21 protein-coding genes are annotated in these 24,942 nt (G+C 59.2%); 18 read left to right on the forward strand and 3 right to left on the reverse strand.

Going from position 1 to position 24,942, the window contains the following annotated elements:
* The first annotated feature begins 16 nt into the window (after positions 1-16).
* The 9 genes from algK (at position 17) to P5706_RS27545 (ending at position 12,452) form a co-directional block, all read left to right on the forward strand.
* Complete coding sequence (gene algK, locus P5706_RS27505; RefSeq protein ID WP_502945513.1) at positions 17-1,531, forward strand: alginate biosynthesis TPR repeat lipoprotein AlgK; 1,515 nt, start codon at positions 17-19, stop codon at positions 1,529-1,531.
* A complete protein-coding gene (locus P5706_RS27510) occupies positions 1,528-3,015 on the forward strand; it encodes an alginate export family protein (protein WP_285683282.1) in 1,488 nt (495 codons plus the stop codon). Before algK ends, P5706_RS27510 begins: the two co-directional genes overlap by 4 nt.
* Entirely contained in the window at positions 3,015-4,583 is a 1,569-nt protein-coding gene (gene algG, locus P5706_RS27515; protein ID WP_285683284.1) for a mannuronan 5-epimerase AlgG, read from the forward strand. The genes P5706_RS27510 and algG overlap by 1 nt, the downstream gene beginning before the upstream one ends.
* An 11-nt stretch (positions 4,584-4,594) precedes the next feature.
* Entirely contained in the window at positions 4,595-6,043 is a 1,449-nt protein-coding gene (locus P5706_RS27520) for an alginate O-acetyltransferase (protein ID WP_285683286.1), read from the forward strand.
* Between the two features lie 8 nt (positions 6,044-6,051).
* On the forward strand, positions 6,052-7,161 hold the full coding sequence (locus tag P5706_RS27525; protein ID WP_285683288.1) for a mannuronate-specific alginate lyase: 1,110 nt from the start codon (positions 6,052-6,054) through the stop codon (positions 7,159-7,161).
* 219 nt (positions 7,162-7,380) lie between these two features.
* On the forward strand, positions 7,381-8,913 hold the full coding sequence (locus tag P5706_RS27530; protein ID WP_285683289.1) for an MBOAT family O-acyltransferase: 1,533 nt from the start codon (positions 7,381-7,383) through the stop codon (positions 8,911-8,913).
* A gap of 11 nt (positions 8,914-8,924) precedes the next feature.
* Entirely contained in the window at positions 8,925-10,100 is a 1,176-nt protein-coding gene (locus P5706_RS27535) for an alginate O-acetyltransferase (RefSeq protein ID WP_285683291.1), read from the forward strand.
* A gap of 16 nt (positions 10,101-10,116) precedes the next feature.
* The gene (locus P5706_RS27540) at positions 10,117-10,773 is read left to right on the forward strand and encodes an alginate O-acetyltransferase AlgF (protein ID WP_017135222.1); all 657 of its coding nucleotides are present in this window, start codon (positions 10,117-10,119) and stop codon (positions 10,771-10,773) included.
* A 227-nt stretch (positions 10,774-11,000) separates the two neighbouring features.
* A complete protein-coding gene (locus tag P5706_RS27545) occupies positions 11,001-12,452 on the forward strand; it encodes a mannose-1-phosphate guanylyltransferase/mannose-6-phosphate isomerase (RefSeq protein WP_285683294.1) in 1,452 nt (483 codons plus the stop codon).
* Between the two features lie 201 nt (positions 12,453-12,653).
* Here the strand turns inward: P5706_RS27545 and P5706_RS27550 are convergent, their stop codons facing one another.
* Positions 12,654-16,187, reverse strand: coding sequence for a hypothetical protein (locus P5706_RS27550; RefSeq protein ID WP_285683296.1), 3,534 nt, complete (start codon positions 16,185-16,187; stop codon positions 12,654-12,656).
* Positions 16,188-16,765: 578 nt separating this feature from the next.
* Here P5706_RS27550 and P5706_RS27555 point away from each other — a divergent pair.
* From P5706_RS27555 to P5706_RS27565, 3 genes are all read left to right on the forward strand, one after another.
* Positions 16,766-17,041, forward strand: coding sequence for a DUF3077 domain-containing protein (locus P5706_RS27555; protein ID WP_285683298.1), 276 nt, complete (start codon positions 16,766-16,768; stop codon positions 17,039-17,041).
* 161 nt (positions 17,042-17,202) lie between these two features.
* Positions 17,203-17,667, forward strand: a complete 465-nt coding sequence (locus P5706_RS27560) for a multidrug transporter (protein WP_069786112.1) — start codon at positions 17,203-17,205, stop codon at positions 17,665-17,667.
* Positions 17,668-17,681: 14 nt separating this feature from the next.
* Positions 17,682-18,494 (forward strand): SDR family oxidoreductase, encoded by an 813-nt coding sequence (locus tag P5706_RS27565; protein ID WP_285683301.1) that lies wholly within the window; start codon positions 17,682-17,684, stop codon positions 18,492-18,494.
* Here the strand turns inward: P5706_RS27565 and P5706_RS27570 are convergent.
* Positions 18,491-19,348: a LysR family transcriptional regulator gene (locus tag P5706_RS27570; protein WP_200430856.1), complete on the reverse strand. Its 858-nt coding sequence runs from the start codon at positions 19,346-19,348 to the stop codon at positions 18,491-18,493. The genes P5706_RS27565 and P5706_RS27570 overlap by 4 nt on opposite strands.
* A 111-nt stretch (positions 19,349-19,459) precedes the next feature.
* Between P5706_RS27570 and P5706_RS27575 the strand changes: the two genes are divergently transcribed.
* From P5706_RS27575 to P5706_RS27600, 6 genes are all read left to right on the forward strand, one after another.
* The gene (locus tag P5706_RS27575; protein ID WP_285683303.1) at positions 19,460-20,644 is read left to right on the forward strand and encodes an MFS transporter; all 1,185 of its coding nucleotides are present in this window, start codon (positions 19,460-19,462) and stop codon (positions 20,642-20,644) included.
* Positions 20,641-21,051: a DUF4440 domain-containing protein gene (locus P5706_RS27580; protein ID WP_285683305.1), complete on the forward strand. Its 411-nt coding sequence runs from the start codon at positions 20,641-20,643 to the stop codon at positions 21,049-21,051. Before P5706_RS27575 ends, P5706_RS27580 begins: the two co-directional genes overlap by 4 nt.
* A gap of 96 nt (positions 21,052-21,147) precedes the next feature.
* Positions 21,148-22,074, forward strand: coding sequence for an Ssp4 family T6SS effector (gene ssp4 / locus P5706_RS27585; RefSeq protein WP_200430853.1), 927 nt, complete (start codon positions 21,148-21,150; stop codon positions 22,072-22,074).
* Positions 22,064-22,522: a hypothetical protein gene (locus P5706_RS27590; protein WP_244657757.1), complete on the forward strand. Its 459-nt coding sequence runs from the start codon at positions 22,064-22,066 to the stop codon at positions 22,520-22,522. Before ssp4 (P5706_RS27585) ends, P5706_RS27590 begins: the two co-directional genes overlap by 11 nt.
* A 173-nt stretch (positions 22,523-22,695) precedes the next feature.
* Entirely contained in the window at positions 22,696-23,607 is a 912-nt protein-coding gene (ssp4, locus tag P5706_RS27595) for an Ssp4 family T6SS effector (protein ID WP_200430852.1), read from the forward strand.
* Between the two features lie 4 nt (positions 23,608-23,611).
* Positions 23,612-24,070 carry a hypothetical protein gene (locus tag P5706_RS27600; RefSeq protein WP_200430851.1) on the forward strand — a complete coding sequence of 153 codons (459 nt, stop codon included), beginning with the start codon at positions 23,612-23,614 and terminating at the stop codon, positions 24,068-24,070.
* Here P5706_RS27600 and P5706_RS27605 read toward each other — a convergent pair.
* Positions 24,067-24,936, reverse strand: coding sequence for an efflux RND transporter periplasmic adaptor subunit (locus P5706_RS27605; RefSeq protein ID WP_285683310.1), 870 nt, complete (start codon positions 24,934-24,936; stop codon positions 24,067-24,069). The two genes, P5706_RS27600 and P5706_RS27605, sit on opposite strands and share 4 nt — an antisense overlap.
* Between the last annotated feature and the right edge of the window lie 6 nt (positions 24,937-24,942).

Consider the following 24,942-nt stretch of genomic DNA (forward strand, 5'->3'; position numbering starts at 1 on the left):
GGAGGACATGCCTGTGATGACTCTCTCAAATACACCGCTGCCCCTGTGGGAATGCTCTTCTGTGGGAGCCGGGCTTGCCCGCGATGGCGGCGGCGAATCCACCACTGCCATCGCAGGCAAGCCAGCTCCCACACAGAGCAGATTTCACTCAGCCTCTGCATTCTGCGCACTGGCATTGGCGGTCTCTCTGGCCGGTTGCGCCGGCCTGCCCGACCAACGCCTGGCCAACGAAGCGTTGAAGCGCGGCGACACGGTCACCGCCCAACAGAACTACCAGCAGTTGGCAGACCTCGGTTACAGCGAAGCCCAAGTCGGCCTCGCCGACATCCAGGTCACCACCCGCGATCCCGAGCAGATCCGCCAGGCCGAAGCCACTTACCGCGCCGCCGCCGACACCTCGCCGCGTGCCCAGGCCCGTCTGGGCCGCCTGCTGGTGGCCAAGCCCGGCGCTACCGAAGCCGAACAACACGAAGCCGAAGGCCTGTTGAAAAAGGCCTTTGCCAATGGCGAAGGCAACACCCTGATCCCGCTGGCGATGCTGTACCTGCAATACCCGCACAGCTTCCCTAACGTGAACGCCCAGCAACAGATCAGCAAATGGCAGGCAGCCGGTTACCCGGAAGCGGGTCTGGCCCAAGTGCTGCTGTATCGCACCCAGGGCACCTACGACCAGCATCTGGATGATGTAGAGCGCATCTGCAAGGCGGCGCTGAACACCACCGATATCTGCTACGTCGAACTGGCCACGGTCTACCAGAAAAAAGCCGAGCCGGAAAAACAAGCCGAGTTGCTCAAGCAGCTGGAAGCAGGCTACGCCCGTGGCACCGTCACCGCCCAGCGCGTCGACAGCGTAGCCCGCGTATTGGGTGACGCGACCCTCGGCCAGCCGGATGAAAAAACCGCCCAGGCCCTGCTGGAAAAAATCGCCCCTGGCTACCCGGCCTCCTGGGTCAGCCTGGCGCAACTGCTCTACGACTTCCCCGAACTGGGCGACGTCGACCAGATGATGAAGTACCTGGACAACGGCCGCGCCGCCGACCAACCGCGCGCCGAGCTGTTGCTGGGCAAGCTCTACTACGAAGGCAAGTGGGTGCCGGCAGACGCCAAGGCTGCCGAAGCGCATTTCGAAAAAGCCGTGGGCCGTGAAGTCGCCGCCGATTACTACCTCGGCCAGATCTATCGCCGTGGCTACCTGGGCAAGGTCTACTCGCAAAAAGCCCTCGACCACTTGCTGACCGCTGCACGCAACGGCCAGAACAGCGCCGACTTCGCCATCGCGCAATTGTTTTCCCAGGGCAAGGGCACCAAGCCCGACCCATTGAACGCCTATGTCTTCAGCCAATTGGCCAAAGCCCAGGACACGCCAGAGGCCAATGACCTGGCCACGCAGCTCGAAGCCCCGCTCACACCTGAGCAACGCGCCGAAGGCCAACGCCTGGTGCAACAGGAGCTGGCCGCACGCGGCACCCTGGCCCAGAGCACGCTGCAACTGCACGCCCTGCAAGAAGAAGACGGCGAGGAATCCCTATGAAGCTCAACCCATTCGTCAAGGCCGGTATCGGCCTGACCTTCGCCCTGCTGTGGTCGTGCCCGACCCTGGCCGCGCTGACCGAAGCCAAGAACTTCGGCCTGGAAGTCAAAGCCACCGCACAGTCCGAAGATGACCGCGACCTTGGCACGCAAAAAGGCGGTGACGTCAACGGCATCGGCCTCGATCTGCGCCCGTGGGTCTACGGCGAAAGCGGCGCGTGGAGCGCCTACGCCATGGGCCAGGCCGTGACCTCCAGCGACATCATCGAGACCGACACCCTGCAACAATCGGCCGATGACACTACCGAACAATCGAGCAACGATGACCGCAAGGCCAAGAAGAACTACCTGGCCCTGCGCGAGTTCTGGGTCGGCTACAGCGGTTTTACGCCCTACCCCGGCGAGATTCTCAAGTTCGGTCGCCAGCGCCTGCGCAATGACGACGGCCAATGGCGCGACACCAATATCGAAGCGCTGAACTGGACCTTCGATACCACCCTGCTCAAGGCCAATGTCGGCGTCGCCGAACGCTTCAGCGAATACCGCACCGACCTCAAGGAACTGTCGCCCAAGGACAAGGACCGCCAGCACCTCTACGCCGACGCCGCCTACCAGTGGACCCCAGGCCAGTGGATCGGCTTGCGCGCCCACCACACTCATGACAACGGTAAGCTCGACTACCCGGAACCGGGCGTGGCGACCGACTCGTTGGACAAGCGCGAAAACGGCGACCTGACCTGGCTCGGCATCGAAGCCAACAGCGACGCCTATAACTGGCGCAACACCAACACGGTTAACTACTGGGCCAGCGTCACCGGCATGAAAGGCAACCGCGACACGGTCAACGCCCTCAACGCCGACGGCACCCGCCCAACCCAGGCCAAGCGCAGCGACGACGTGAATGGCTGGGCCACTGACATCGGCGTGCGCCTGCGCCTCGACCCGCAGTGGCAGGTCGGTGCGGCCTATTCCCGTGCCAGCGCCGAGTACGAGCAGAACGGCTTGCAAAGCAACCGTTCGAACTGGACCGGCACCCAGTCACGCGTGCATCGCTTTGGCGAAGCGTTTCGCGGCGAGATGAACAACATGCAGTCCATGAGCCTGTTCGGTTCCTGGCAGCTGCGCGAGGACTACGACGCCAGCCTGGTCTATCACAAGTTCTGGCGCGTGGACGGCAACAAGCCGGTGGGCAGCAACGGCATCGATGCGGTGCAGAACAACACCGACGACGTGACCGGCGCGATCCTGTCCAGCACCTCGTTACCGCTGGAGGACGGCAAAAAAGACCTGGGTCAGGAGATGGACCTGGTGGTCACCAAGTACTTCAAAAAGGGCCTGTTGCCGGCGGCCCTCAGCCAGTCAATCGACGAACCCTCGGCCCTTGTGCGTTTCCGTGCGGGCGTGTTCAAACCGGGTGATGCCTATGGCAGCCAGGTCGACTCGTACATGCACCGCGCGTTTGTCGACGTGATCTGGAAATTCTGATGGGAGCCTGCGCAATGAATGCTCAAAGCCTACTCGTCGCGGCAATGCTGATGGCCAGCGCCACAGCCTTTGCCGATACGGCAGCCAAGGCGCCGACCATCGCCAAGGAACTGCAACAGGCCAAGACCTACACCATTTCCAGCCCGCCCACCGCGCCGCTGGAACTGCCCAAACCTGCGCTGCCGGACCTGACTGGCTACACCGCTGCGGCGATGGAAAAGAAGATCGTGCGCAGCAAACCAGGCAAAGTCAGCATCCGCCGCATGATGCAAGAAGACGCGCTCAAGGACTTTATCGGCGGCGATAACAAGATGGCCGAATGGGTGGTGCGCCAGCACGGCATTCCCCAGGCGATCTTTGTCGACGACGGCTACCTGAACCTCAAGGACCTGCTTGGCAAAGTGCCCAAGCAGTACCTCAGCGAAACCTCGCCGGGTGTGTTTCTGGCCAAGCTGCCGATTGTGGTCGGGCGCAAAGGCATCCTCGACATCGACAAGAAGACTCAGGAGCTGCGCCTGTCACAGCAAGCGGGCTCGTTCCTGATCAACGACGGCCAGCTGTTTGTACGTGACACCAAAATCACCGGCTGGGACGAAAAGGCCAACGGCCCGGCGCTGTTCAAGTCGCCCAAGGAATTTCGCCCGTTCCTGCTGGCCTGGGGCGGCACCGAAACCTATATCTCCAAGACCAAGATGGCCAGCTTTGGCTACGCCAACAGTAAGTCTTACGGCGTGAGTATTTCCCAGTACACGCCGAACATGGCCAAGGTGCTCAAGCGTGCGGAACCGACCGGCTGGATCATCGATTCCGAGTTCTCCGACATGTGGTACGGCTTCTACTGCTACGAGACCACCGGCTTTGTGATCAAGGGCAACACCTACAAAGACAACATCGTCTACGGCATCGACCCGCACGACCGTTCCCACGGTCTGATCATTGCCGACAACACCGTCTACGGCACCCAGAAAAAGCACGGGATCATTATTTCCCGTGAGGTCAACGACAGCTTCATCTTCAACAACCGCAGCTACGACAACAAGCTCTCGGGCCTGGTGATCGACCGTAACAGCGTCAACAACCTGATCGCCGACAACGAGATCTACCGCAACCACACCGACGGCATCACCCTCTATGAGAGCGGCGACAACCTGTTGTGGGGCAACAAGGTCATCGCCAACCGTCGCCACGGCATCCGCGTGCGTAACAGCGTGAACATTCGCCTGTACGAGAACTCCGCCATGGCCAACGGGCTGACCGGCGTGTACGGGCACATCAAGGATTTGACCGACACCGACCGCGACATCGCCCTCGACCCGTTTGACGCGAAAGTCTCGCTGATCGTGGTCGGCGGCGAGCTGGCCGGCAATGGCAGCGGGCCGCTGTCGATTGATTCGCCGTTGAGCATTGAGCTGTACCGCGTGTCGATGCTGGCGCCGACCAAATCCAGCGGCATCAGCTTTGCCGGTGTGCTGGGCGATCGCCAGGAAGAGATTCTCGACCTGCTGGTGCGCCAGCAGAAAGCCGTGCTGATCGACCCTGTCGAACGCCAGACCGAAATGCAGGACTGAGGATGACCCTTATGCACCCACACATGATCAAACTGCTGAGCCTCTCGGGTCTGACCCTCGGCCTGCTGGCGGCCAGCCAGGGCGTGCGCGCCGACGAAATCAAGGCACCGACCTTTACCGCCGAACCGTGCTGCAGCCTGTGCCCGGCCGCCCATGACGCAAAGAACTACACCACGCGCTACCAGCAGAACTTCACCACCCTGGTGCAAGCCCAGGGCGACTGGCTGTTCCGTACCCAGGAAGATTTGCGCACCGAATTCGACACCAGCCCCGCCGGCTACAAACGCATGCAGCAACTGCACGATGCGTTCAAGGCCAAGGGCGTGGAACTGGTGGTGGTCTATCAGCCGACCCGAGGCCTGGTGAACCGCAACAAGCTTAACCCTGAAGAGAAAGCAAAGTTCGATTTCGACAAGGCGCTGGGCAATTACAAAACCATGCTCGGCCGTTTCGCCAAGATGGGTTATGTGGTGCCGGACCTGTCGCCGTTGACCAACGAGCAACTGCCGGACGAACTGCCGGCCCACGATTTCTACTTCCGTGGTGACCAGCACTGGACCCCATACGGCGCCCAGCGCACGGCAAAAATCGTCGGCGCCAAAGTGCGTGCCATGCCCGAGTTTGCCGATATTCCCAAGCGCGAATTCGAAACCAAACGCTCCGGGCGCATGGGCAAGACCGGCACTCTGCACAACATGGCCGGGCAACTGTGCGGCACCAGCTACGCGATCCAATACATGGACCAGTTCACCACCGAGCCTAAAGGCGAAGCCGGTGACGGCGACCTGTTCGGCGATTCGGGCAACCCGCAGATCACCCTGGTGGGCACCAGCCACAGTGGCAAGAACTACAACTTCGCCGGCTTCCTGGAGCAGGAAATCGGTGCCGACATCCTTAACGTCGCCTTCCCCGGCGGCGGTCTGGAAGGCTCGATGATCCAGTACCTGGGCAGCGACGAGTTCCAGAAGACGCCGCCGAAAATCCTTATCTGGGAGTTCTCGCCGTTGTACCGCCTCGACCAGGAAACCATCTACCGCCAGATGATGGCGCTGCTCGACAACGGCTGCGAAGGCAAGCCTGCGCAAATGAGCGCCAGCACCACGCTCAAACCCGGCAAGAACGAGTTGATGGTCAACAGCTCGAACAAGGACCTGCGCAACGCCAACCATCAGGTCGATATCCGCTTCGCCGACCCGTCGGTGAAAACCCTGCAAGCCACCCTCTGGTACATGAACGGGCGCCACGAGGACATCAAGATCGAGAAACCCGAAACATCCGATACAGACGGGCGTTTCGCCTTTGAACTGCGCACCGATGAAGACTGGGCCTCGCAGAACTTGCTGGCCGTGGAAGTGCAAGGCCCCGAAGCGGGCACTGCCGCGCAGAAAGTCGAAGCGAAAATTTGCACACGCAACGTGTTCCCGGCGAGTGGTCAACAGACCGCCCAGCTTGGGAAGTGAGGTTACTTATGCAGAAATTATTGATTCCAACGCTGCTGGGCCTGGCGATGTTCGCAGGTACAGTCAACGCCGCCGCGCCACTGCGCCCACCCCAGGGCTATTTCGCCCCGGTGGAAGCATTCAAGACCGGCGACTTCAAGAATGACTGCGACGCCATGCCGGCGCCGTACACCGGCTCGCTGCAATTTCGCAGCAAGTACGAAGGCTCGGACAAGGCCCGCGCCACCCTGAATGTGCAATCGGAAAAAGCCTTCCGCGACAGCACCGCCGACATCACCAAGCTGGAAAAAGACACCAGCAAACGCGTGATGCAGTTTATGCGCGACGGCCGCCCTGAGCAGCTGGAATGCACACTCAACTGGCTTACGAGCTGGGCCAAGGCGGATGCGTTGATGTCCAAGGACTTCAACCACACCGGCAAGTCCATGCGCAAATGGGCGCTGGGCAGCATGGCGTCGGCCTATGTACGTCTGAAGTTCTCCGACTCGCACCCGCTGGCCAACCATCAGCAGGAATCGCAGTTGATCGAAGCCTGGTTCAACAAGCTGGCGGATCAAGTCGTCAGCGACTGGGACAACCTGCCGTTGGATAAAACCAACAACCACTCCTACTGGGCCGCGTGGTCGGTGATGGCAACGTCCATAGCCACCAACCGTCGAGACCTGTTTGATTGGGCGGTAAAGGAATACAAGGTCGGCGCCAACCAGGTGGATGCCCAGGGCTTTTTGCCCAACGAACTGAAGCGTCAGCAACGCGCCTTGGCGTACCACAACTACGCGCTGCCGCCGCTGTCGATGATCGCCAGCTTTGCGCTGGTCAACGGTGTGGACCTGCGCCAGGAAAATAACGGCGCGCTCAAACGCCTGGGCGACAAGGTGCTGGCCGGGGTTAAAGACCCGGACATCTTCGAGCAGAAGAACGGCAAAGAACAGGACATGAAGGACTTGAAACAGGACATGAAATTCGCCTGGCTTGAGCCCTTCTGCACGCTCTACACCTGCGCGCCGGAGGTGGTCGAGCGCAAGCACGGGATGCAGCCGTTCAAGACCTTCCGCCTCGGTGGTGACCTGACCAAGGTCTACGACCCGTCGCATGAAAAAGGCAACAAAGGTTCCTGATGGTTGGACTCGGTCCAAGTGTGGGAGCTGGCTTGCCTGCGATAGCGGTCTGACATTCAACATTGATGTCGACTGACACAAAGCAATCGCAGGCAAGCCAGCTCCCACAATTAACCAGGTTCCTTCAGTGAAATTGCAATACAGCCCTCCCCCAAATTGGGTGGGGGGTTTGGGGGGGCCGTTGGCCCTTGACTGTTGGTTAAACATGGAGAGATCGGGATGGTTTTCTCGTCCAATGTGTTCCTGTTTTTGTTCTTGCCGATCTTTCTCGGCTTGTACTACTTGAGCGGGCAACGCTATCGCAATCTGCTGCTGCTGATTGCCAGCTACGTGTTCTACGCCTGGTGGCGAGTGGACTTCCTGGCACTGTTCGCCGCCGTGACACTGTGGAATTACTGGATCGGCCTCAAGGTCGGTGCGGCTGGTGTGCGCACCAAACCGGCCCAGCGCTGGCTGTTGCTCGGCGTGGCCATCGACCTGTGCATCCTCGGCTACTTCAAATACGCCAACTTCGGCGTCGACAGCATCAATGTGATGATGAAGTCGGCGGGCCTGGAGCCGTTTATCCTCACCCACGTGCTGTTGCCGATTGGTATCTCGTTCTACATCTTCGAGTCCATCAGCTACATCATCGACGTGTACCGTGGCGACACCCCGGCCACGCGCAACCTCATCGACTTTGCAGCGTTCGTGGCGATCTTTCCGCACCTGATTGCCGGCCCGGTGTTGCGCTTTCGCGACCTGGCCGACCAGTTCAACAACCGCACCCACACCCTCGACAAGTTCTCCGAGGGCTGCACGCGGTTTATGCAGGGGTTCATCAAGAAAGTCTTCATCGCCGACACCCTGGCCGTGGTGGCCGACCACTGCTTCGCCCTGCAAAACCCCACCACGGGCGACGCCTGGCTCGGCGCGCTGGCTTACACCGCGCAGCTGTACTTCGACTTCTCCGGCTACAGCGACATGGCCATCGGCCTGGGCTTGATGATGGGTTTCCGCTTCATGGAAAACTTCAAGCAGCCCTACATCAGCCAGTCGATCACCGAATTCTGGCGGCGCTGGCACATCAGCCTGTCGACCTGGCTGCGTGACTACCTGTACATCACCCTGGGCGGCAACCGTAAGGGCACGCTGATCACCTACCGCAACCTGTTCCTGACCATGCTGCTCGGCGGCCTCTGGCACGGTGCGAACATCACCTACATCGTGTGGGGCGCCTGGCACGGCATGTGGCTGGCGATTGAAAAAGCCATCGGCCTGAATACCGCGCCACGCAGTTTCAATCTGCTGCGCTGGGCCTTCACCTTCCTGCTGGTAGTCATGGGCTGGGTGATCTTCCGCGCCGAAAACCTGCACGTCGCCGTGCGCATGTACGGCGCAATGTTCAGCTTTGGCGAGTGGTCGCTGTCGGAGCTCAACCGCGCGAGCCTCACTGGCCTGCAAGTGGCGACGCTGGTGGTGGCCTATGCAACATTGGCGTTCTTTGGCCTGCGCGACTTCTATAACAATCGCCCTGCCGAAAAAGCCAAACCCGCCGACCCAAGCCTGATCAAGGCAGTACCAGGCGACAACCCAGGCAGCATCCACCAGCCCGGCTTCAGCGTGGGCCAGGACGCCGCCGTGCAACCGGCCTACTGGACCGCTGACTGGCCGCGCTACGCCATGCGCGCCACCGTGCTGCTGCTGTTCGTGGCGTCGATTCTGAAACTGTCGGCGCAGAGTTTCTCGCCGTTCCTTTACTTCCAATTTTGAGGGAGCCGACCATGACCCGTTCATTTCGCGTCCTCTATATCACGCTGTTCCTGCTGGTGCTGCTGGCCCTGGGCGCCTGGTCGACGCGCAGCTTCTTCGGCTTCAGCACCAACGCCGACGCCACCGTGCTCAACGGCCGCTGGACCAAGGCCGTCGAGACGCACTACGACGATGAGTTCCCGATCAAGCGCCTGGGCACCAACCTCTGGGCGGCGCTGGACTACAAGCTGTTCAATGAGGGCCGCCCCGGTGTGGTACTGGGTCGCGACCATTGGTTGTACAGCGACGAGGAATTCAACCCCATCGTCAACGAAGACCAGAACCTGCAAGGCAACTACGCGCTGGTCGAAGGCGTGCGCCAAAAGCTCAAGGCCCAGGGCATCCAACTGGTGATGGCGATTGTGCCGGCCAAGGTGCGCCTGTACCCGGAACACGTGGGTGAAGTGAAACCGGCGAGCATCCACGCCAATCTGTATGAGGACTTCCACGCCCGTGTGGCGGCCGACAAGATCATCGCGCCAGACCTGCTTGGCCCGCTGCAACAGGCCAAGCTCGGCGGTACGCAAGTGTTCCTGCGCACCGATACCCACTGGACTCCGGACGGCGCTGAAATTGCCGCCAAGCAATTGGCCAAGACCATTGCCGACAAGACGCCGTTGAGCGGCGAGCCGCAGCGTTTTGTCACTGAAGCCGAGAAGACCGAACCGCACAAAGGCGACCTGCGCCTGTTCCTACCGCTGGACCCGCTGTTCGAAAACCTGATGCCACCTAAAGAGCCGCTGCAAAAACGCGTCACGCACCTGGCGGAAAACAAAGGCGACGACGCGCTGTTTGCCGACAGCGAAACCCCAGTGGCACTGGTGGGCACCAGCTACAGCGCCAACCCCAACTGGAACTTCGTCGGCGCACTCAAGCAGGCCTTGCACAGTGACGTCATCAACTACTCCGAAGACGGCCACGGCCCGATCCTGCCGATGCTCAGCTACCTGAAAAGCGATGACTTCAAGAACAGCCCGCCACAGGTGCTGATCTGGGAGTTTCCGGAACGTTATCTACCCGTCAACAACGAAATCGGTGATGCCGACCCGCAGTGGGTTGCGCAGCTTAAACAAGCCGGTTCGCGCCAACAGAACATGGCAATCAACACCTTCAAAAAATCCGAGACGCCCGATCGGGCGCAAAACTGAAAGAGAGGTAACTCATATGACTTTCACTACAACTCCTCGTCGTCTCGCCAAGACCCTGGCCATTGCAGCCGGCTTGAGCTTTGTATCAATGTCCGCCTTCGCCGGCGGCGACGCCGCGCTGTACGGCCCGACTGCACCGAAAGGCTCCAGCTTCGTGCGGATCTACAACGCGTCGAACCAGGAAGTCAGCGCTACCGTCGGCGCGACCAATTTGAGCGATGTTGCGCCGCTGGCCAGCAGTGACTTCAGCTTCATGCCGGGCGGCGACTACAGCGCCAAGGTCGGCAGCCAGACCGTACCGGTCAAACTTGCTGCAGATCACTACTACACCCTGGTTAACAGCGGCAGCGGCCAGCCGCAACTGATCGAAGAGCCACCGTTCAAGAACAAGCAAAAATCCTTGGTGCGTGTGCAGAACCTCAGCGACAAGGCCCTGACCCTGAAGACCGCCGACGGCAAGACCGACGTGGTCAAGTCGGTGGCTGCCAAGGGCCGTGGCGAGCGTGAGATCAACCCGGTGAAAGTGAGCCTGGCGTTGTACGACGGTGACAAGAAAGTCGGCGATGTGAAGCCGGTGGCTTTGGAACGTGGTGAAGCGGCGGTGCTGTACGTGACCGGCTCGGGTTCGAGCATTTCGCCAGTGTGGGTCAAGCGCCCCGTGTCGACCCGCTGATTAATTTCTCGAATTGACCCACTCCCCTTGTGGAAACAGGGCCCTGTGGGAGCCGGGCTTGCCCGCGATGGCGGTGGTGAATCCAACACCGCTATCGCAGGCAAGCCAGCTCCCACACAAGCCCAGTTCCAACAAGGGCCCTGGAGTCAATTCGGGCCGAGATAAAAACAAGAGTGAAACGACAAACCTTCGTAGCTCTGACCCAATCGATTCAAGGAGAAACACCCATGATCCCAGTAATCCTTTCCGGTGGTAGCGGCTCACGTCTTTGGCCGCTTTCCCGCAAACAGTTCCCCAAGCAATTCCTGGCCCTGACCGGCGAGCACACGCTGTTCCAGCAAACCCTGGAGCGCCTGGTGTTCGAAGGCATGGACGCGCCGATCGTGGTCTGCAACAAGGACCACCGTTTTATCGTCAACGAGCAGCTGAGTACGCGTAACCTGGAGTGCCAGCGCATCCTGATGGAACCCTTTGGCCGCAACACCGCGCCGGCCGTGGCCCTGACCGCGATGATGCTGGTCAACGAAGGCCGCGACGAGTTGATGCTGGTGCTGCCCGCCGACCACGTGATCGACGATCAGAAAGCCCTGCAACGCGCCCTGGCCCTGGCAACCGTAGCGGCTGAGCGTGGCGAGATGGTGCTGTTCGGCGTCCCGGCAACCCGCCCGGAAACCGGTTATGGCTACATCAAGTCCAGCAACGATTCGCTGCTGCCCGAAGGCGTCAGCCGCGTGCAACAGTTCGTGGAAAAACCCGATGAAAAACGCGCCGTCGAGTTCGTCAAAAGCGGCGGTTACTTCTGGAACAGCGGCATGTTCCTGTTCCGCGCCAGCCGCTTCCTCGAAGAGCTGAAAAAACACGACCCGGACATCTACGACACCTGTGTGCTGACCCTGGAACGCAGCGAGCAAGATGCCGACACCGTGACCTTCGACGAAGCTACCTTCGCCTGCTGCCCGGACAACTCCATCGACTACGCCGTGATGGAAAAAACCCAACGCGCCTGCGTGGTGCCGCTGAGTGCCGGTTGGAGTGACGTGGGTTGCTGGGCCTCGTTGTGGGCGGTCAACGACAAAGACGTCAACGGCAACGTCAGCAAAGGCGACGTGGTGATCCAGGACAGCCGCAACTGCATGATCCACGGCAACGGCAAGCTGGTCTCTGTGATCGGCCTGGACAATATCGTGGTGGTGGAAACCAAGGACGCGATGATGATTGCCCACAAGGACAAGGTCCAGGGCGTCAAGCAGATGGTCAGCACCCTCAACGACCAGGGCCGCAGCGAAACCCAGAACCACTGTGAAGTCTACCGCCCGTGGGGCTCCTACGACTCGGTGGACATGGGCGGGCGCTTCCAGGTCAAGCACATCTCGGTCAAGCCGGGCGCGTGCCTGTCGCTGCAGATGCACCACCACCGCGCCGAACACTGGATCGTGGTGAGCGGCACGGCTGAAGTCACCTGTGACGAGAACGTGTTCCTGCTCTGCGAGAACCAGTCCACCTACATCCCGATCGCCTCGGTGCACCGCCTGCGTAACCCGGGCAAGATCCCGTTGGAAATTATCGAAGTGCAATCGGGCAGCTACCTGGGCGAGGACGATATCGAACGCTTCGAAGATATCTACGGTCGCTCGACGCCGGTCGAACGTGGCGTGTCGGTGAAAACTATCGCGCAGTAACAGGGTCGTACAAGAAGCCCTCATCCAGCCCGTTGCGTCCCCTATCCGCAGCGGGTTGGGTGGGGGCTTTTTGTTTGCTTTTGCAGTGACCGTAAGAGCCTCTGCGCGGGCAAGCCCCCACGCTCGACCCTGTTCCTGAAGAGGCACGTGGAAAAAAAGTGGGGCCCGGCGCGCCGAGTCGGTTTGCGCGCCGCACGCCCATTAAAGCTTCTGCGTAAAGGGCGTCTCGCCGTAAGAAATGATGCGATCGGTCAGCTCCGAATCGACTCTGTATTTCAAGGGAATGGCGAAACTCGTATCGACATAAAAAATATGCGGGTTATCGGTTTTCATGATCTTCAAACCCGAGGTATTGACCTCATAGAAATGCGTCATCTTATCCAATGCATTGCCAAATCGACGGCGTCCGAAAATGGTCCTGGAAATATCTGCGGTAGCCTTGTCATCCGGCGCCAGGTCCGTGAAGTAATGCCTGCCTTGGCCTCTGGGCAACGGTTTACCGGCCACGTCATGTACCGAAGACTGCAGATGCCAATCTTTACCGATGGATTGGAAGGCCTTTTCCCCGGTGTAGTGATAAAACTTGTTTACGCCTTTTACGGGCACGTCCAACTGTGCTTTTTCACCCGCAAAGGCCTCGATAGTCCTGGGGCGCTTGGGGGCCGATGGCCCGGCAGAGGCTCCCGCTGCCGTGGATGAAGAGGAAGCTGAGCTGCCTTGCCCGGCAGGGCGCCTTTGTGCCTGGGACCGGATGATATCGATACCCGTCGAGCCCGGCGCCACGCCATCATGCCGTACGCCTCCCAGCAGGCGGTTCAATCGCCATTCGCCCTGGCCTGCCGGCTCCAGGAACATCACCGTTTTTTTGGAGACAGAATCAATGACGCGCACGTGCCCGCCCGCGACTTTGTAGACCCGGCTGATTTCAAAGGCCTTAGGGGTGCCGGTGCCATCGGTGAAACGCACATAGTGCTGATCGCCGATTTGATACGTGCCGTCTCCTTTTATGTGGTGGCCATCAAATAGGCTGTCAGGGTGCGAGTGGGCGCTGAAATCGGGCAGCGGGCGGTGGGTGCCTACGGTATCCGCGGCCGCGTTCGATACCTTGGCATAAGCACTCAACTGGTGGGTTTGCTCATGTAATACCTGCTTCAACTCCTTGTAACTACTTTTCAATACCGACTTGCCGGCCTTTGCCAGCCCCTCTGCAAGGTCTGCCACGCCATCGCCAGGGTTAGCGCCAGCAACAACCGCACGCAAAATACTATCGGAGGCCTTGAACACTCGCGTGCCAAGCTTTTCACCCAACTTGCTCAAGGCTTTGCCCGCCTGCCCGACGCCTTTGGCAAATGGCACGATGAAGCCGAAAATATCCAGTGCAAAACCCGCAATTGCCGCGCCGGTATTACCTTTGACGGCGTTTTCGATCGCGTTCTTGAACGGAATCAGCCCTGCCGCAAAATCAAGCGCGGCCTTGATATCTGCCTCTTCCTCTTCCACCTTGGTCACGCCCCTGGCACCTGCCTGCATGGCCTCACGGTCATGCAGCAGGTGGCCGGCCACCACGCCGGCAATCGCGTCGAACCGGGCATCCATCGTCGCAGTCGTGTCTCGCCCTGGTCGCGGCTCTGGTAGGTAAGGCGCGTTGATTTTCTCGGTCAGAAGCCCTGGCGAAACCTTGCCGTGCTGAGGCAAAGTACCGTTTTCGTAAGCGTCGAAATCAACCGCAACATTGACGCCCCTGGCTTGGGTCGTGGCGTAGGTTTGCGCGTTGGCCACCCGGGGTGGGGGATTTGGCAGATACCGGGGCAGGTCGTCGCGACGGCGGATGGTTCCCAGCAGCGGGAACGTTTCGTAGTAAACATAACGCAGGTTTGTAGGGTCCCGGTCACTGCCGTTCTTGTCGATTTTGCTCTCGACCCGCATCAACAATCCGAAACGCCCTTTGGAGGCTTTCGCTTCGGCCGGCGACTCCGTACCCTCAGCCTCAGCGACACTGGCTTTGCGCAACGAAAAAAACTCGACCTTGCCCGACGCGATGGTTTGCCGGTCTTCCAACGGCAGCTGCGACAACTGATGCTTGGTGGCGGTCGTCACACCTTCTTTCAGGTTATTGAAGTAGCTGTCAAAACTGCTGTTGAACGCCTGGTTGATGTCAGGCAGCGCCGCAAGCCCCACCAGACGGTTGCCTAGCTCAAAATGGTAGCGATCCTTTCTGGGTATGCGATCTGTTTTACCTGCCGCGTAAATCTCCTCTATCGAGTGGGGCTCGCTCTCGCTGGCGTCGATATTGGTGATCGTGATGTTGCGCCGATCAAATGGGTCCTTGGCGCCATAGGCCTTTTGCAGTTCCTTGCGCGCCATGTCGAGCCGGTTCGGCATGGGCGCACTCAGCTGTTCGTGGGCCTTAGCCAACGCATTGAGCTGCACGTTAAAGGCCTCGCGCAGATCGGCCACCTCCTGTGGCGTATAGGCATCATCGGCTTTTGCCACAATTTTGCCCTGAGCAATGCCCCACTGAATCAATGCATTGGCTTGAGTCTTGGCCACGACCACGGCTTCGGCGTGCGTGACAGGGTTTTGTTCGGCCAAGCGGGTGAATGTTTCAAAATCGGTATGGGTGGCTATTCCCGGCGACCAATACTCTTGCGCCTGCACCACCGCGGACAACCTGGTAAAAGCCGCTGATTTGACCACTACGTTGCTGAGGATGCCATCGACGACAAACGCCGGTTCAGCCCCCGCCAGCAGCAATCGGGCAGCGGCCGGTATCATCGCATCCGGCACCTTGCCCTGGCCCTGCAGATGCTTTTCAAAGCGCGACACCACCACCGAAGGATGCACATCCCGGTTGGCCGGCTGATAAAGGTCATAACCGGCCACCACGCCGCGCTGCTTGCCGGCCTGCGGATCCAGCTCCAGCACCATTGCTGCCATGACCCAATCAATAGCCTTAGGGGACAGCGGCGGCTCACTGTCATTTAATGCCGTTTCCAGCGTGTTGCCCAACCCTCTGACATCTGCACTGCCCATCATGTATTCGAGGACTTGCGCAGCGTTCATGCCCTGGATCGACGCACCATGCTTCTCATGAAAAGTACTGAAAATGCCTTTGCCGGGCGAAACCTGGGCCAATTCGGCCGTCGCCATTTCCCTGAGTTTCGTGCGTTTCTCACCGTCAAATTTGCCTGACTGGGACAACAGTCCCCAGTAATTTCCATGCTCAACGGGCTCGGGCAACGGCTCCTTGCACACAGCAATGAGGTTAGCCAATTGCCCGGAATCTTCGGACACCAGCATTTGGTTTTCCCGCAAAAACCACGCCACCGACACCTGCTCACCCAGCGCAATGCCGTAAGCGCGGCCAAATGTTGAAAACGCATGGGCAGGGAACTGCTTGCTTTGCAGCAACGCGGCAACATCCTGGCTTGGGTCCTGGGCGATAGCCGCCTGGACCTCCTCCAACGCCCTGATCAGGCAAAAACTGTTGTGTATGTTCCCGCCCAGCTCTTGGCGCTCTCTGAGCGTCATCTCAACCCGCGTCGGTTCGCCGCCGGCAGACGGGCTTGGCAATTGGAGGCTATGGCGCATGCGCGGCGAGCCGCGCGTGCCAGACGCCGAAGCGGGTTCAGCCAGATCATTGGCCACCGCAGGTTGTTCGGGCGGCAAAACGGCTGGTGTCGTAAACGACGCAGGCGTCTGCACAATGGATGGACCGGGGAGGTTATTGATCATTGGCGTCATCTCACACAAAAAGGACCGTAATCGGACTTGCCGGGTTATTCATTACTAAGGACTCAGCAGTTGGTGAGTGTCGATTTGTGCAAAAAACGCGATAACAAAGTTATTTGGAGATATGTCCCATAAACAGTCCAATACCCCGTCACGGCCATCCGATAGTCAATCCAACCTCGCCGCGGGTAGGACTCAACGTGGCGTGTCGGTGAAAACTATCGCGCAGTAAAACAGTCGTAAAAAGAAGCCCTCACCCAGCCCATTGCGTCCCCTATCCGCAGTGGATTGGGCGGGGGCTGATCGTTCCCACGCAGAGCGTCGGAACGATCGACAAAGCACCCCGCCGGCATTGACCCCTGCCCCCATCCTGCCTATCCTCGCGCCTGTCACGACTCATTCGTGATGAGGTTTGACGGCCTCCGATACTCATAGGACCAAGCACAGCGTTATGGCGACTGTGCGTGGGGCGCTTTCGAGCGCGCCGGGTTCCTATGACCGGTCCGTCAACCTGCGTACAGTTGCCACCCATTCGTTTGACGGCGAAGCGTGGCAGCTCCGATTTTCATAGGAGTTTCACCATGTCCAAACAAACCACCCGCCCCACCCCCTTCGGCCCCAGCGACCGCAGTGAAGCCCCCCTTTTTTGCGTACAACCCGGCATTCCCATCGAACATGCACTGGAACATGCCAGCTATGTTTTAGGCACCGCGCGCGTGCTCACCTTGGCAGCTCAAGACCTGTGCACCGAACACCAGAGCTATCTGAACTGGGCCAGCCTGCAATTGGCTGAAACAGGACTGGCTTTAGTTGAGGCTTCCATCGAGGGCTTGCAGGCAGACTCTTCTACTCAGTAAGTAAGTCTTCGCAGGCAAGCCAGCTCCCACAGGGGAATGCTTTCCAACTGTGGGAGCTGGCTTGCCTGCGATGGCGCCCGACCAATCAACACTTATCTCAAGCTACCCAATCCCACCTACGCTTAAGTTAGGATGCTGGTTCCCTATTCGAGGTGGTCTCCATGTTCTTCGGCGTACTACTGATCATCACCTGGCTGATCCTGCTGTTGCGCTACCCCGCCAAGGCTCTACCGGTATCGCTGGCCGCCGCCGTCGGCCTGGGCTTTGTGGCGATCTGGGTGGTGTGGCTGGACAGCCGCGAAGCCTCGCAACTGGCACGCCTGGAACTGCGCATCAGCTACGCGCCGCAGGAATGCCCGGCCGACCGCCCGTTGAAACTGGTGCTGATCAACGGCAACGACGTGCCGCTCACCGAATTGCGCTGGCGCCTCGCAGCCTATGCACCGGGCGACACGGTGAACCTGGCCGATAACGTTTATGCTGCCCCGCGCTATCGCGGCCCCGGCGAATTACAGGCCGGCGCCACCTGGGACGACTGTTTACCCACGCCGCCGCTGCGCCCCGGCTACCGACCGCAAACCCTGGAATTTCGCGCCGAGCACCTGCAAGGCAGTTTCTCGGACTGACAAAGGATTGATCCATGCCCAACGTACTCATCACCGGTTGTTCCAGTGGCATTGGCCGCGCCCTCGCTGACGCCTTCAAATCCGCCGGCTTCAACGTGTGGGCCAGCGCCCGCCGCGAAGCAGACGTCGCCAGCCTCGCGGCTGCTGGCTTCAATGCCGTGCTACTGGACGTCAACGACAGCGCGGCCTTGCAGCGCCTGGCCGAACAACTCGATGAACTGGATGTGTTGATCAACAATGCCGGCTACGGCGCCATGGGCCCGCTGCTCGACGGCGGCACCGAAGCCATGCAGCGCCAGTTCGAGACCAATGTATTTTCCATCGTCGGCGTTACCCAGGCGCTGTTTCCCGCGCTGCGGCGCAGTAAAGGTTTGGTGGTGAATATCGGCAGCGTTTCGGGTGTGCTGGTCACGCCGTTTGCCGGTGCGTACTGCGCCTCGAAAGCCGCGGTGCATGCCTTGAGCGATGCCTTGCGCATGGAACTGGCACCCTTTGCTATTCGGGTGCTGGAAGTGCAGCCGGGAGCCATCAACACAAGCTTCGCGAAAAACGCCGGCGCCCAGGCCGAACTGCTGATCAACGAAAAATCGCCATGGTGGCCGTTACGCGACGGTATTCGTGCACGCTCCCAGGCCTCGCAGGGCAACCCGACTTCGGCCGAGCAGTTTGCAGCTCAAGTGCTTAAGGCTGTGCAACAACCAACACCGCCACGGATGTTGCGTGCGGGCAATGGCAGCCGAGCGCTGCCGTTGATGGCGGCGTTGTTGCCAAAAGGATTGCTGGAGAAAGTGCTGAAGAAGCGCTTTGGACTCTCGGGCTCACTCTAACCCTTCATAAAATCAATAAACGCCCGCACCTTCAGCGGTAAATGCCGCGTATCCGGGTACATGGCGTAAATGCCTTGCGGGGCAAAGCGATGATCCGCCAGTAAGCGCACCAACCGCCCCGCGTCCAGATCGCCCTGCACCAGCCATTGCGGCAGCACCGCCACACCATGCCCACGCACGGCGAAAGCCTGGAGTACAGATGCGCTGTCGGCCACCAGCGCAGCAGGGCCGGAACGGTATTGATGCTCGCCGCCGGCCGGGTCGGTCAGGTTCAGCTCCGTCAAGCGGCCATGGCCTAGCTTGGGCACGCGTTCCAACGCATCCAGGGTTTGCACCTCGGCAAACTCAGGCGCAGCTACGGCAAACACCTCAAAGGTCGACAGCTGCACTGCCCGGTGATTGGAGTCGAGCAGTCGCCCCAGCCGAATCGCCACGTCAAAGCGCTCGGAGATCAAATCGGCATGGGTTGAGGATGTGGATAAGTGAATGTTCAAGTCCGGGTGCAGGCGCCGAAATGCCTCTACCGCCGGGGCGACGACTGCCAGCGCGTATTCCACCGTGGTGGTGATGCGTAAGGTGCCTTTGAGCTGCGCATGTTCAGAGCGAGCTTCTTCCACCGCCAGCCGGGCTTCTTCGAGCATGCGCGTGCAACGCAGGTAAAAACGTTCGCCGGCATCCGTCAGCGCCAACTGGCGGGTGTTGCGGGTCAACAGGGTCACGCCCAGTTCTGCCTCAAGGCGCTTGAGGTTGAAACTGACCACAGCGCGGGTCTGACCCAACCGATCGGCGGCGGCAGTGAGCGAGCCAGCCTCGACCACGGCTTTGAAGGTGTCGAATCGGTCCAGGCTGACCATAAGCCTCACGTTCCTTTGTCAAAATAATTTTGACAAACTAACAGGCAAACCGACGTATCCCAAACCCTGCATCACGCCTACCCTGCCCGCTTCACTCGCAGGATCGCGTTTATGACCTACCGCTCGAAAGTCGCCTGGATCTTTCTACTGGGCTTTGCCCTGGACCTGGTGAACATGTTTGTCGCCACCGTCGCCTACCCGGATATCGCCCTGGAACTGCACGCCTCGGTCACGCAATTGGCCTGGGTCAGCAACGCCTACATGCTCGGGTTGACCGTGATCATTCCGTTGAGCGTGTGGCTGGCGGCGATCATGGGTGAACGAACGCTGATTGCGGCGAGCCTGCTGCTGTTCGCGGGTGCTTCAATGATGGTTGGCCAGGCGGGTTCCATCGAAACACTGATTGGCTGGCGGGCGCTGCAAGGTTTGGGCGGTGGCTTGCTGATTCCCGTGGGCCAGGCCATGGCTTACCGGCACTATCCAGCGGCAGAACGCAGCCAATTAACAGCCAGAGTGATGTCGGTAGCGCTGCTGGTACCGGCACTGTCACCGGCTTTGGGCGGGATGATCGTCGACAGCGTGTCCTGGCGCTGGATCTTCTACGCCAACCTGCCGCTGGCGTTGACCACCCTATTGCTGGCACTGCTGTGGATAAAACCTGATGCCCCTGTAACGGTGCGCCCGGCCCTGGATGTGGGGAGTATCTTCAGGCAAATCCGCAGCCCGATGCTGCGCGTGGCGATGCTGGTCTACCTGTGCATCCCTGGCGTATTTATTGGCACCAGCCTGATTGCCATTCTCTATCTGCGCGGCCTCGGTTATGACGCCACACAGACCGGTGCGCTGATGCTGCCGTGGGCAGTGGCATCGGCGCTGGCGATTTACCTGAGTAAAAAACTGTTCAACCGCTGCGGTCCAAAACCGCTGCTGCTGACAGGCATGGCTCTGCAATGCCTGGGCATCTTGTTATTGAACCAACCAACGTGGGTGATTCCCGCGTACGCGTTGATGGGCCTGGGCGGCAGTCTGTGCAGCAGCACCGCGCAAACCCTGGCGTTTCTCGACATTGGCAGCGAACGCATGGGCCACGCCAGCGCCCTGTGGAACATCAACCGGCAAGTGAGTTTTTGCCTCGGCGCAGCGCTACTCAGCGCGCTGTTGTCGGCCTTGGATTCCTTCGCCACAACCTTCACGATAGCCGCAGCCCTGACACTGCTGCCCCTTTTCGCGGTGCTGCGCCTGGATGCTTCCAGAGTACGGACACTGCTTCACCCAGCCAGCGAGCCACAACAATGATTGATTACAGCGATTTTTTTGAAGAAGTGCTCCAGACCCACGTCGAGATCGAACAATGGTTTGCCGGGGTTGCGCCGCAAGGCACGTTGCAGAACTTGCTCGCGCGGTTTTCGCCTGAGTTCAGCATGGTGGCGCCTGCCACTGGCGCACGGGTCAATGCGGCCGGAGTGAATGCGCTGTTCACCCGCCTGGGTGGCATGCGCCCAGGGCTGAAGATCACCCTGAGCGAGATGACCGGGATCGACCGGAATGCGCGCGGCGCCACGGTGACATACCGTGAACATCAGGTGGATGACAGCGGCACTCAGACTGATCGACGCGCAACCGTGGTGTTCGAGAAGCAGGCGAGTGGCGCGCTGTTGTGGCGGCATTTGCATGAGACTTTTATAGCGTCACAAAGTAATTAACTGGCTGGTTCCTACAAAAAACCGCGAACCGCCTGACAGCTTTAAAAGGCACGACTCCTCAGGCTCTTTCACCTCTGTTTGCTCAAAGGTGAAAGGATGCCAAGCGATTTCCTGAGAAGCGGTGTACCGGATGCGCACACCACGACTCGCCAGCAACTGATCAGTCTGCTTGACCTGCCCAGGCTTTATCGAACCATTGACGCCGACCCGGCCATTGTCGGGGCCGGGGTGGTGCATATCGGCAGCGATTATCAGGTGACGGTGCTTCGAGAGTTCGTGCAGCTGTGCAGTATCAACCCCAAGCGCGTGATTTTGCGGGAAGTGGCTGGGCGGACGATGACGGCCAATGAGTATGCCGAGCTGGCGGCGAGTTCGCCGCGAGAATCGCAGCTATTGAGGGAAGCCGTGGGAATGACCCTGGCATGCGGAGGGGCTGTGATTGGGTTTATCGTTGCCAAGGCAGGCATCGCGTCAGCCCCTCTAAGCGCCGGTTCGAGTCTTGCTGTGACCTACATAGCTTATACCGCCGCAGCCGCCAGTGCTTTGCAATGCGGCAACGGTATATGGCGAACCTACAAAGAACTCACCAACCCTGCTGAGAACACGTATTACGACAGTCTGAGTTGGTATCAGGCAATGACCGTCGCCCTGGACGGCATTTCACTGGTGGGTGCGGGCAGCACGACCTTCGCCACGGTAAAGACCGTCATAACCATCAAAAATACAACAGGCCGCGACGTGACCGACATCTTGAGGCGTATGAGCCGCCAGGAACGCGCAAAGCTCACGAATGAAGTGCTGCGCCTGCAAAACCCTCGTCACCCTCGCGAAATAATTCGGTTAAAGCAGTTAGCCGGAACACTCCCCAAACGCTTCAACAATGTCCAACTACGCCAGGACGTACTTATTCAATTAGCTGATCAAGTGGGTGCCGCGCTGGCCGTTACAGGCAGCGGTCTGTCCGGCAATATCAACTCTGTCGCTATCGGTATCTATGAGGCGTTTAGCAACCATGAACACTGACATTGTGAGTAAGCAGGGCCCCCAAACTTTACGTTATTACACCCGACGCTTTGCATTCACGGTGGGCATGGCAGTATCCATGAGCCTGGTCAGTATTTCCGGCAACTTGTCACATAGCCTGTTGTACTACGCTCGTATAAATTACTTGCCAAGCGAATATGCCGTGGTGGCGGCTCTGGCCATGCTGCTGGTCTTGTGTATTGGCATGACCCTGGTGGCGGCGGGGTCTCGTTTTGGTTTCGCGTTACTGGTAGGTGTTGCGTCGTTGAACGCTTTGCTTGCGGCCGACTACCTGGGAAACCACCGAGTGACGATGTTTGCAGTGTTTCCTTTATTGCAATCACTGTTAGGGCTTTTTCTCCTCCACACAAAAAACCATCGCCGCTACGTCAGCATATTGCGTGTAAAACGCCGACGTAAACTCAGCACCACAACCGCCGCTCTCTAGCCGCCTATACACAGAGGTGTGACGCGCAGTGATGGCGACACTTGCATGAAATTTTTATAACGCCATAAAGTAATTAATTAGCCAGCTCCTACAAAAAAACGCGAACCGCCTGACATCTTTACAAGGCACGACCTCTCAGGCTCTTTCACCTCTGTTTGCTCATAGGTGAAAGGATGCCAAGCGATTTCCTGAGAAGCGGTGTACCGGATGCGCACACCACGACTCGCCAGCAACTGATCAGTCTGCTTGACCTGCCCAGGCTCTATCGAACCATTGACGCCGACCCGGCCATTGTCGGGGCCGGGGTGGTGCATATCGGCAGCGATTATCAGGTGACGGTGCTTCGAGAGTTCGTGCAGCTGTGCAGTATCAACCCCAAGCGCGTGATTTTGCGGGAAGTGGCTGGTCGGACGATGACGGCCGATGAGTATGCCGAGCTGGCGGCGAGTTCACCGCGAGAGTCGCAGCTATGGAGGGAGGCATCGGGGGTGGCCAGCGCCTGCGCAGGGGCTGTTATTGGCATCCTCGTTGCCAAGGTTGGAATCGCAATAGCACCTTTTAGCGCAGGCACAAGTCTTGCGTTGTCCTACATTGCCTATGCGGGATCAGCTGCCAGTGGTGTGCAATGTCTGAACGGTTTATGGCGAACTTATAATGAGTTTTCCAACCCTGCCGTGAATGATTATTACGACTCCTTGAATTGGTATCAAACGATGACCGCCGCCTTAGACGGCATCTCACTGGTGGGTGCGGGAACAACTACCTTTGCCATGGTAAAAACAGTAACGGCTATCAAGCGTTCGACAGGGCGAAATATGTCAGACATCTTGAGGCATATGAGCCGACAGGAACGCGTGAAATTAACAACTGAAGTACTGTTGTTAAAAAACCCGCGCCGTCCACTGGACATACTTCGTCTGCAGCAGTTGTCTGGACAAATCCCCAAACGCTTCAGCAATCCCCAGTTACGTCTAGGTATCCTCACTCAAATCAAAGATCAAGTTGGAGCAATTCTAGCCGTTGGGGGCAGCACACTGTCCGGAAACATTAACCAAGTGGTCATTGCATTGTATGAGGAGTTCTAAATTCATGTCTCATAACGTCGATCCCTTGCGAGAGTATCGAATGTGGCGGCGTTATGCGTACAGATTTCTACCTTCATTCGGCGGTGCCCTACTGCTTTGCTTGAACAGCATCGCCGGCAACATGGCCCATGGCCTTGCGTCTTACGCAAAAATTCATCACCTACCCACTGAGTATGCTTTCGTAACCGGCGCGACACTCTGTTTGATTTTTTTCATAGGTCAAACACTGTTGTGTGAAGGATCCCTGCACGCCCAGCGAGTCCTCGTATTCGTGGCGATCGTGAATATTCTTCTAGCGACAGGCTACTTGGCTAACCACTCACCAACATTACTCAACCTACTGCCGCTATTCTCCGCGCTGCTTTACATCCTGACGCTCAACTCAAAAAACCATCGCCGCTACGTCAGCATATTGCGTGTAAAACGCCGACGTAAACTCAGAACCAACACCGCCGCTCTCTAGCCGCCGGCACTGAGTGATGGCATGACCACGACGGTGCAGGTGATGCCAGCTGCCAACAACACACCCTCCGGCACCTCATCAATATGAATCCGCACCGGCACCCGCTGGGCCAGGCGCACCCAGTTGAAAGTAGGGTTCACATCCGCTATCAGCTCACGGCTCTCGGGGTTGTCACGGTCGTAGATACCCCGCGAGATGCTTTCCACGTGGCCCTTTAACGTCTCGCCGCTCATCAGTTGCATATCGGCTTTGTCGCCGACTTTGACGTGCGGCAGCTTGGTCTCCTCGAAGAAGCCGTAGACCCAGAACGAGTTCATATCCACCACGGCCATTTTGGCCTCGCCAATGCCCGCGTAGTCGCCGCGATGCACATTGAGGTTGGTGACATAGCCGTCCACTGCCGCCACCACTTGTGTGCGTTTCAAATTCAGCTCGGCGGCTTCCAGTTGCGCCAGCGCGTGCTGGTAATCGGCCAGGGCCGAGTCGGCGATGTTGCTGGCGTCGTCGCGGTTTTCCTTGGAGATCACCAAGGCGTCGAGGTCGGCGCGGCGATGGGCGTTGACCTTGCGCATCTCCCAGGTGGCTTTGCGTGAAGCCACCAGCGACTGCGCCTGCTTGACCGCAATGCGGTAGTGCTCAGGGTCGATCTGCATGAGCAGGTCGCCCTTCTTCACCAACTGGTTATCACGCACCGGCACGTCGACTACTTCACCCGTGACGTCAGCCGCCACATTGATAATGTCGGCGCGCACGCGGCCGTCGCGGGTCCATGGCGTTTGCATGTAATGCACCCACAGCGTGCGGCCAATCCAGATCGCCAAAGCCAGTACCAGCAAGGTCGCGAGCAGGCTGAAAAACTTTTTCATCGGGGC

It is taken from the genome of Pseudomonas sp. ChxA, from assembly GCF_030263855.1.
In the GTDB taxonomy this organism is placed as follows: domain Bacteria; phylum Pseudomonadota; class Gammaproteobacteria; order Pseudomonadales; family Pseudomonadaceae; genus Aquipseudomonas; species Aquipseudomonas fluorescens_CB.

Bases quoted from the DNA above. Each gene is read 5' to 3' on its own strand.
- P5706_RS27520 (WP_285683286.1), top strand. From the start codon at position 4,595: ATGCACCCACACATGATCAAACTGCTGAGCCTCTCGGGTCTGACCCTC.
- P5706_RS27575 (WP_285683303.1), top strand. From the start codon at position 19,460: ATGACCTACCGCTCGAAAGTCGCCTGGATCTTTCTACTGGGCTTTGCC.
- algG (WP_285683284.1), top strand. From the start codon at position 3,015: ATGGGAGCCTGCGCAATGAATGCTCAAAGCCTACTCGTCGCGGCAATG.
- P5706_RS27560 (WP_069786112.1), top strand. From the start codon at position 17,203: ATGTTCTTCGGCGTACTACTGATCATCACCTGGCTGATCCTGCTGTTG.
- P5706_RS27590 (WP_244657757.1), top strand. From the start codon at position 22,064: ATGAACACTGACATTGTGAGTAAGCAGGGCCCCCAAACTTTACGTTAT.
- P5706_RS27605 (WP_285683310.1), bottom strand. From the start codon at position 24,936: ATGAAAAAGTTTTTCAGCCTGCTCGCGACCTTGCTGGTACTGGCTTTG.
- ssp4 (WP_200430852.1), top strand. From the start codon at position 22,696: ATGCCAAGCGATTTCCTGAGAAGCGGTGTACCGGATGCGCACACCACG.
- P5706_RS27540 (WP_017135222.1), top strand. From the start codon at position 10,117: ATGACTTTCACTACAACTCCTCGTCGTCTCGCCAAGACCCTGGCCATT.
- algK (WP_502945513.1), top strand. From the start codon at position 17: ATGACTCTCTCAAATACACCGCTGCCCCTGTGGGAATGCTCTTCTGTG.
- P5706_RS27565 (WP_285683301.1), top strand. From the start codon at position 17,682: ATGCCCAACGTACTCATCACCGGTTGTTCCAGTGGCATTGGCCGCGCC.
- P5706_RS27600 (WP_200430851.1), top strand. From the start codon at position 23,612: ATGTCTCATAACGTCGATCCCTTGCGAGAGTATCGAATGTGGCGGCGT.
- ssp4 (WP_200430853.1), top strand. From the start codon at position 21,148: ATGCCAAGCGATTTCCTGAGAAGCGGTGTACCGGATGCGCACACCACG.
- P5706_RS27510 (WP_285683282.1), top strand. From the start codon at position 1,528: ATGAAGCTCAACCCATTCGTCAAGGCCGGTATCGGCCTGACCTTCGCC.
- P5706_RS27535 (WP_285683291.1), top strand. From the start codon at position 8,925: ATGACCCGTTCATTTCGCGTCCTCTATATCACGCTGTTCCTGCTGGTG.
- P5706_RS27550 (WP_285683296.1), bottom strand. From the start codon at position 16,187: ATGATCAATAACCTCCCCGGTCCATCCATTGTGCAGACGCCTGCGTCG.
- P5706_RS27525 (WP_285683288.1), top strand. From the start codon at position 6,052: ATGCAGAAATTATTGATTCCAACGCTGCTGGGCCTGGCGATGTTCGCA.
- P5706_RS27580 (WP_285683305.1), top strand. From the start codon at position 20,641: ATGATTGATTACAGCGATTTTTTTGAAGAAGTGCTCCAGACCCACGTC.
- P5706_RS27570 (WP_200430856.1), bottom strand. From the start codon at position 19,348: ATGGTCAGCCTGGACCGATTCGACACCTTCAAAGCCGTGGTCGAGGCT.
- P5706_RS27545 (WP_285683294.1), top strand. From the start codon at position 11,001: ATGATCCCAGTAATCCTTTCCGGTGGTAGCGGCTCACGTCTTTGGCCG.
- P5706_RS27530 (WP_285683289.1), top strand. From the start codon at position 7,381: ATGGTTTTCTCGTCCAATGTGTTCCTGTTTTTGTTCTTGCCGATCTTT.
- P5706_RS27555 (WP_285683298.1), top strand. From the start codon at position 16,766: ATGTCCAAACAAACCACCCGCCCCACCCCCTTCGGCCCCAGCGACCGC.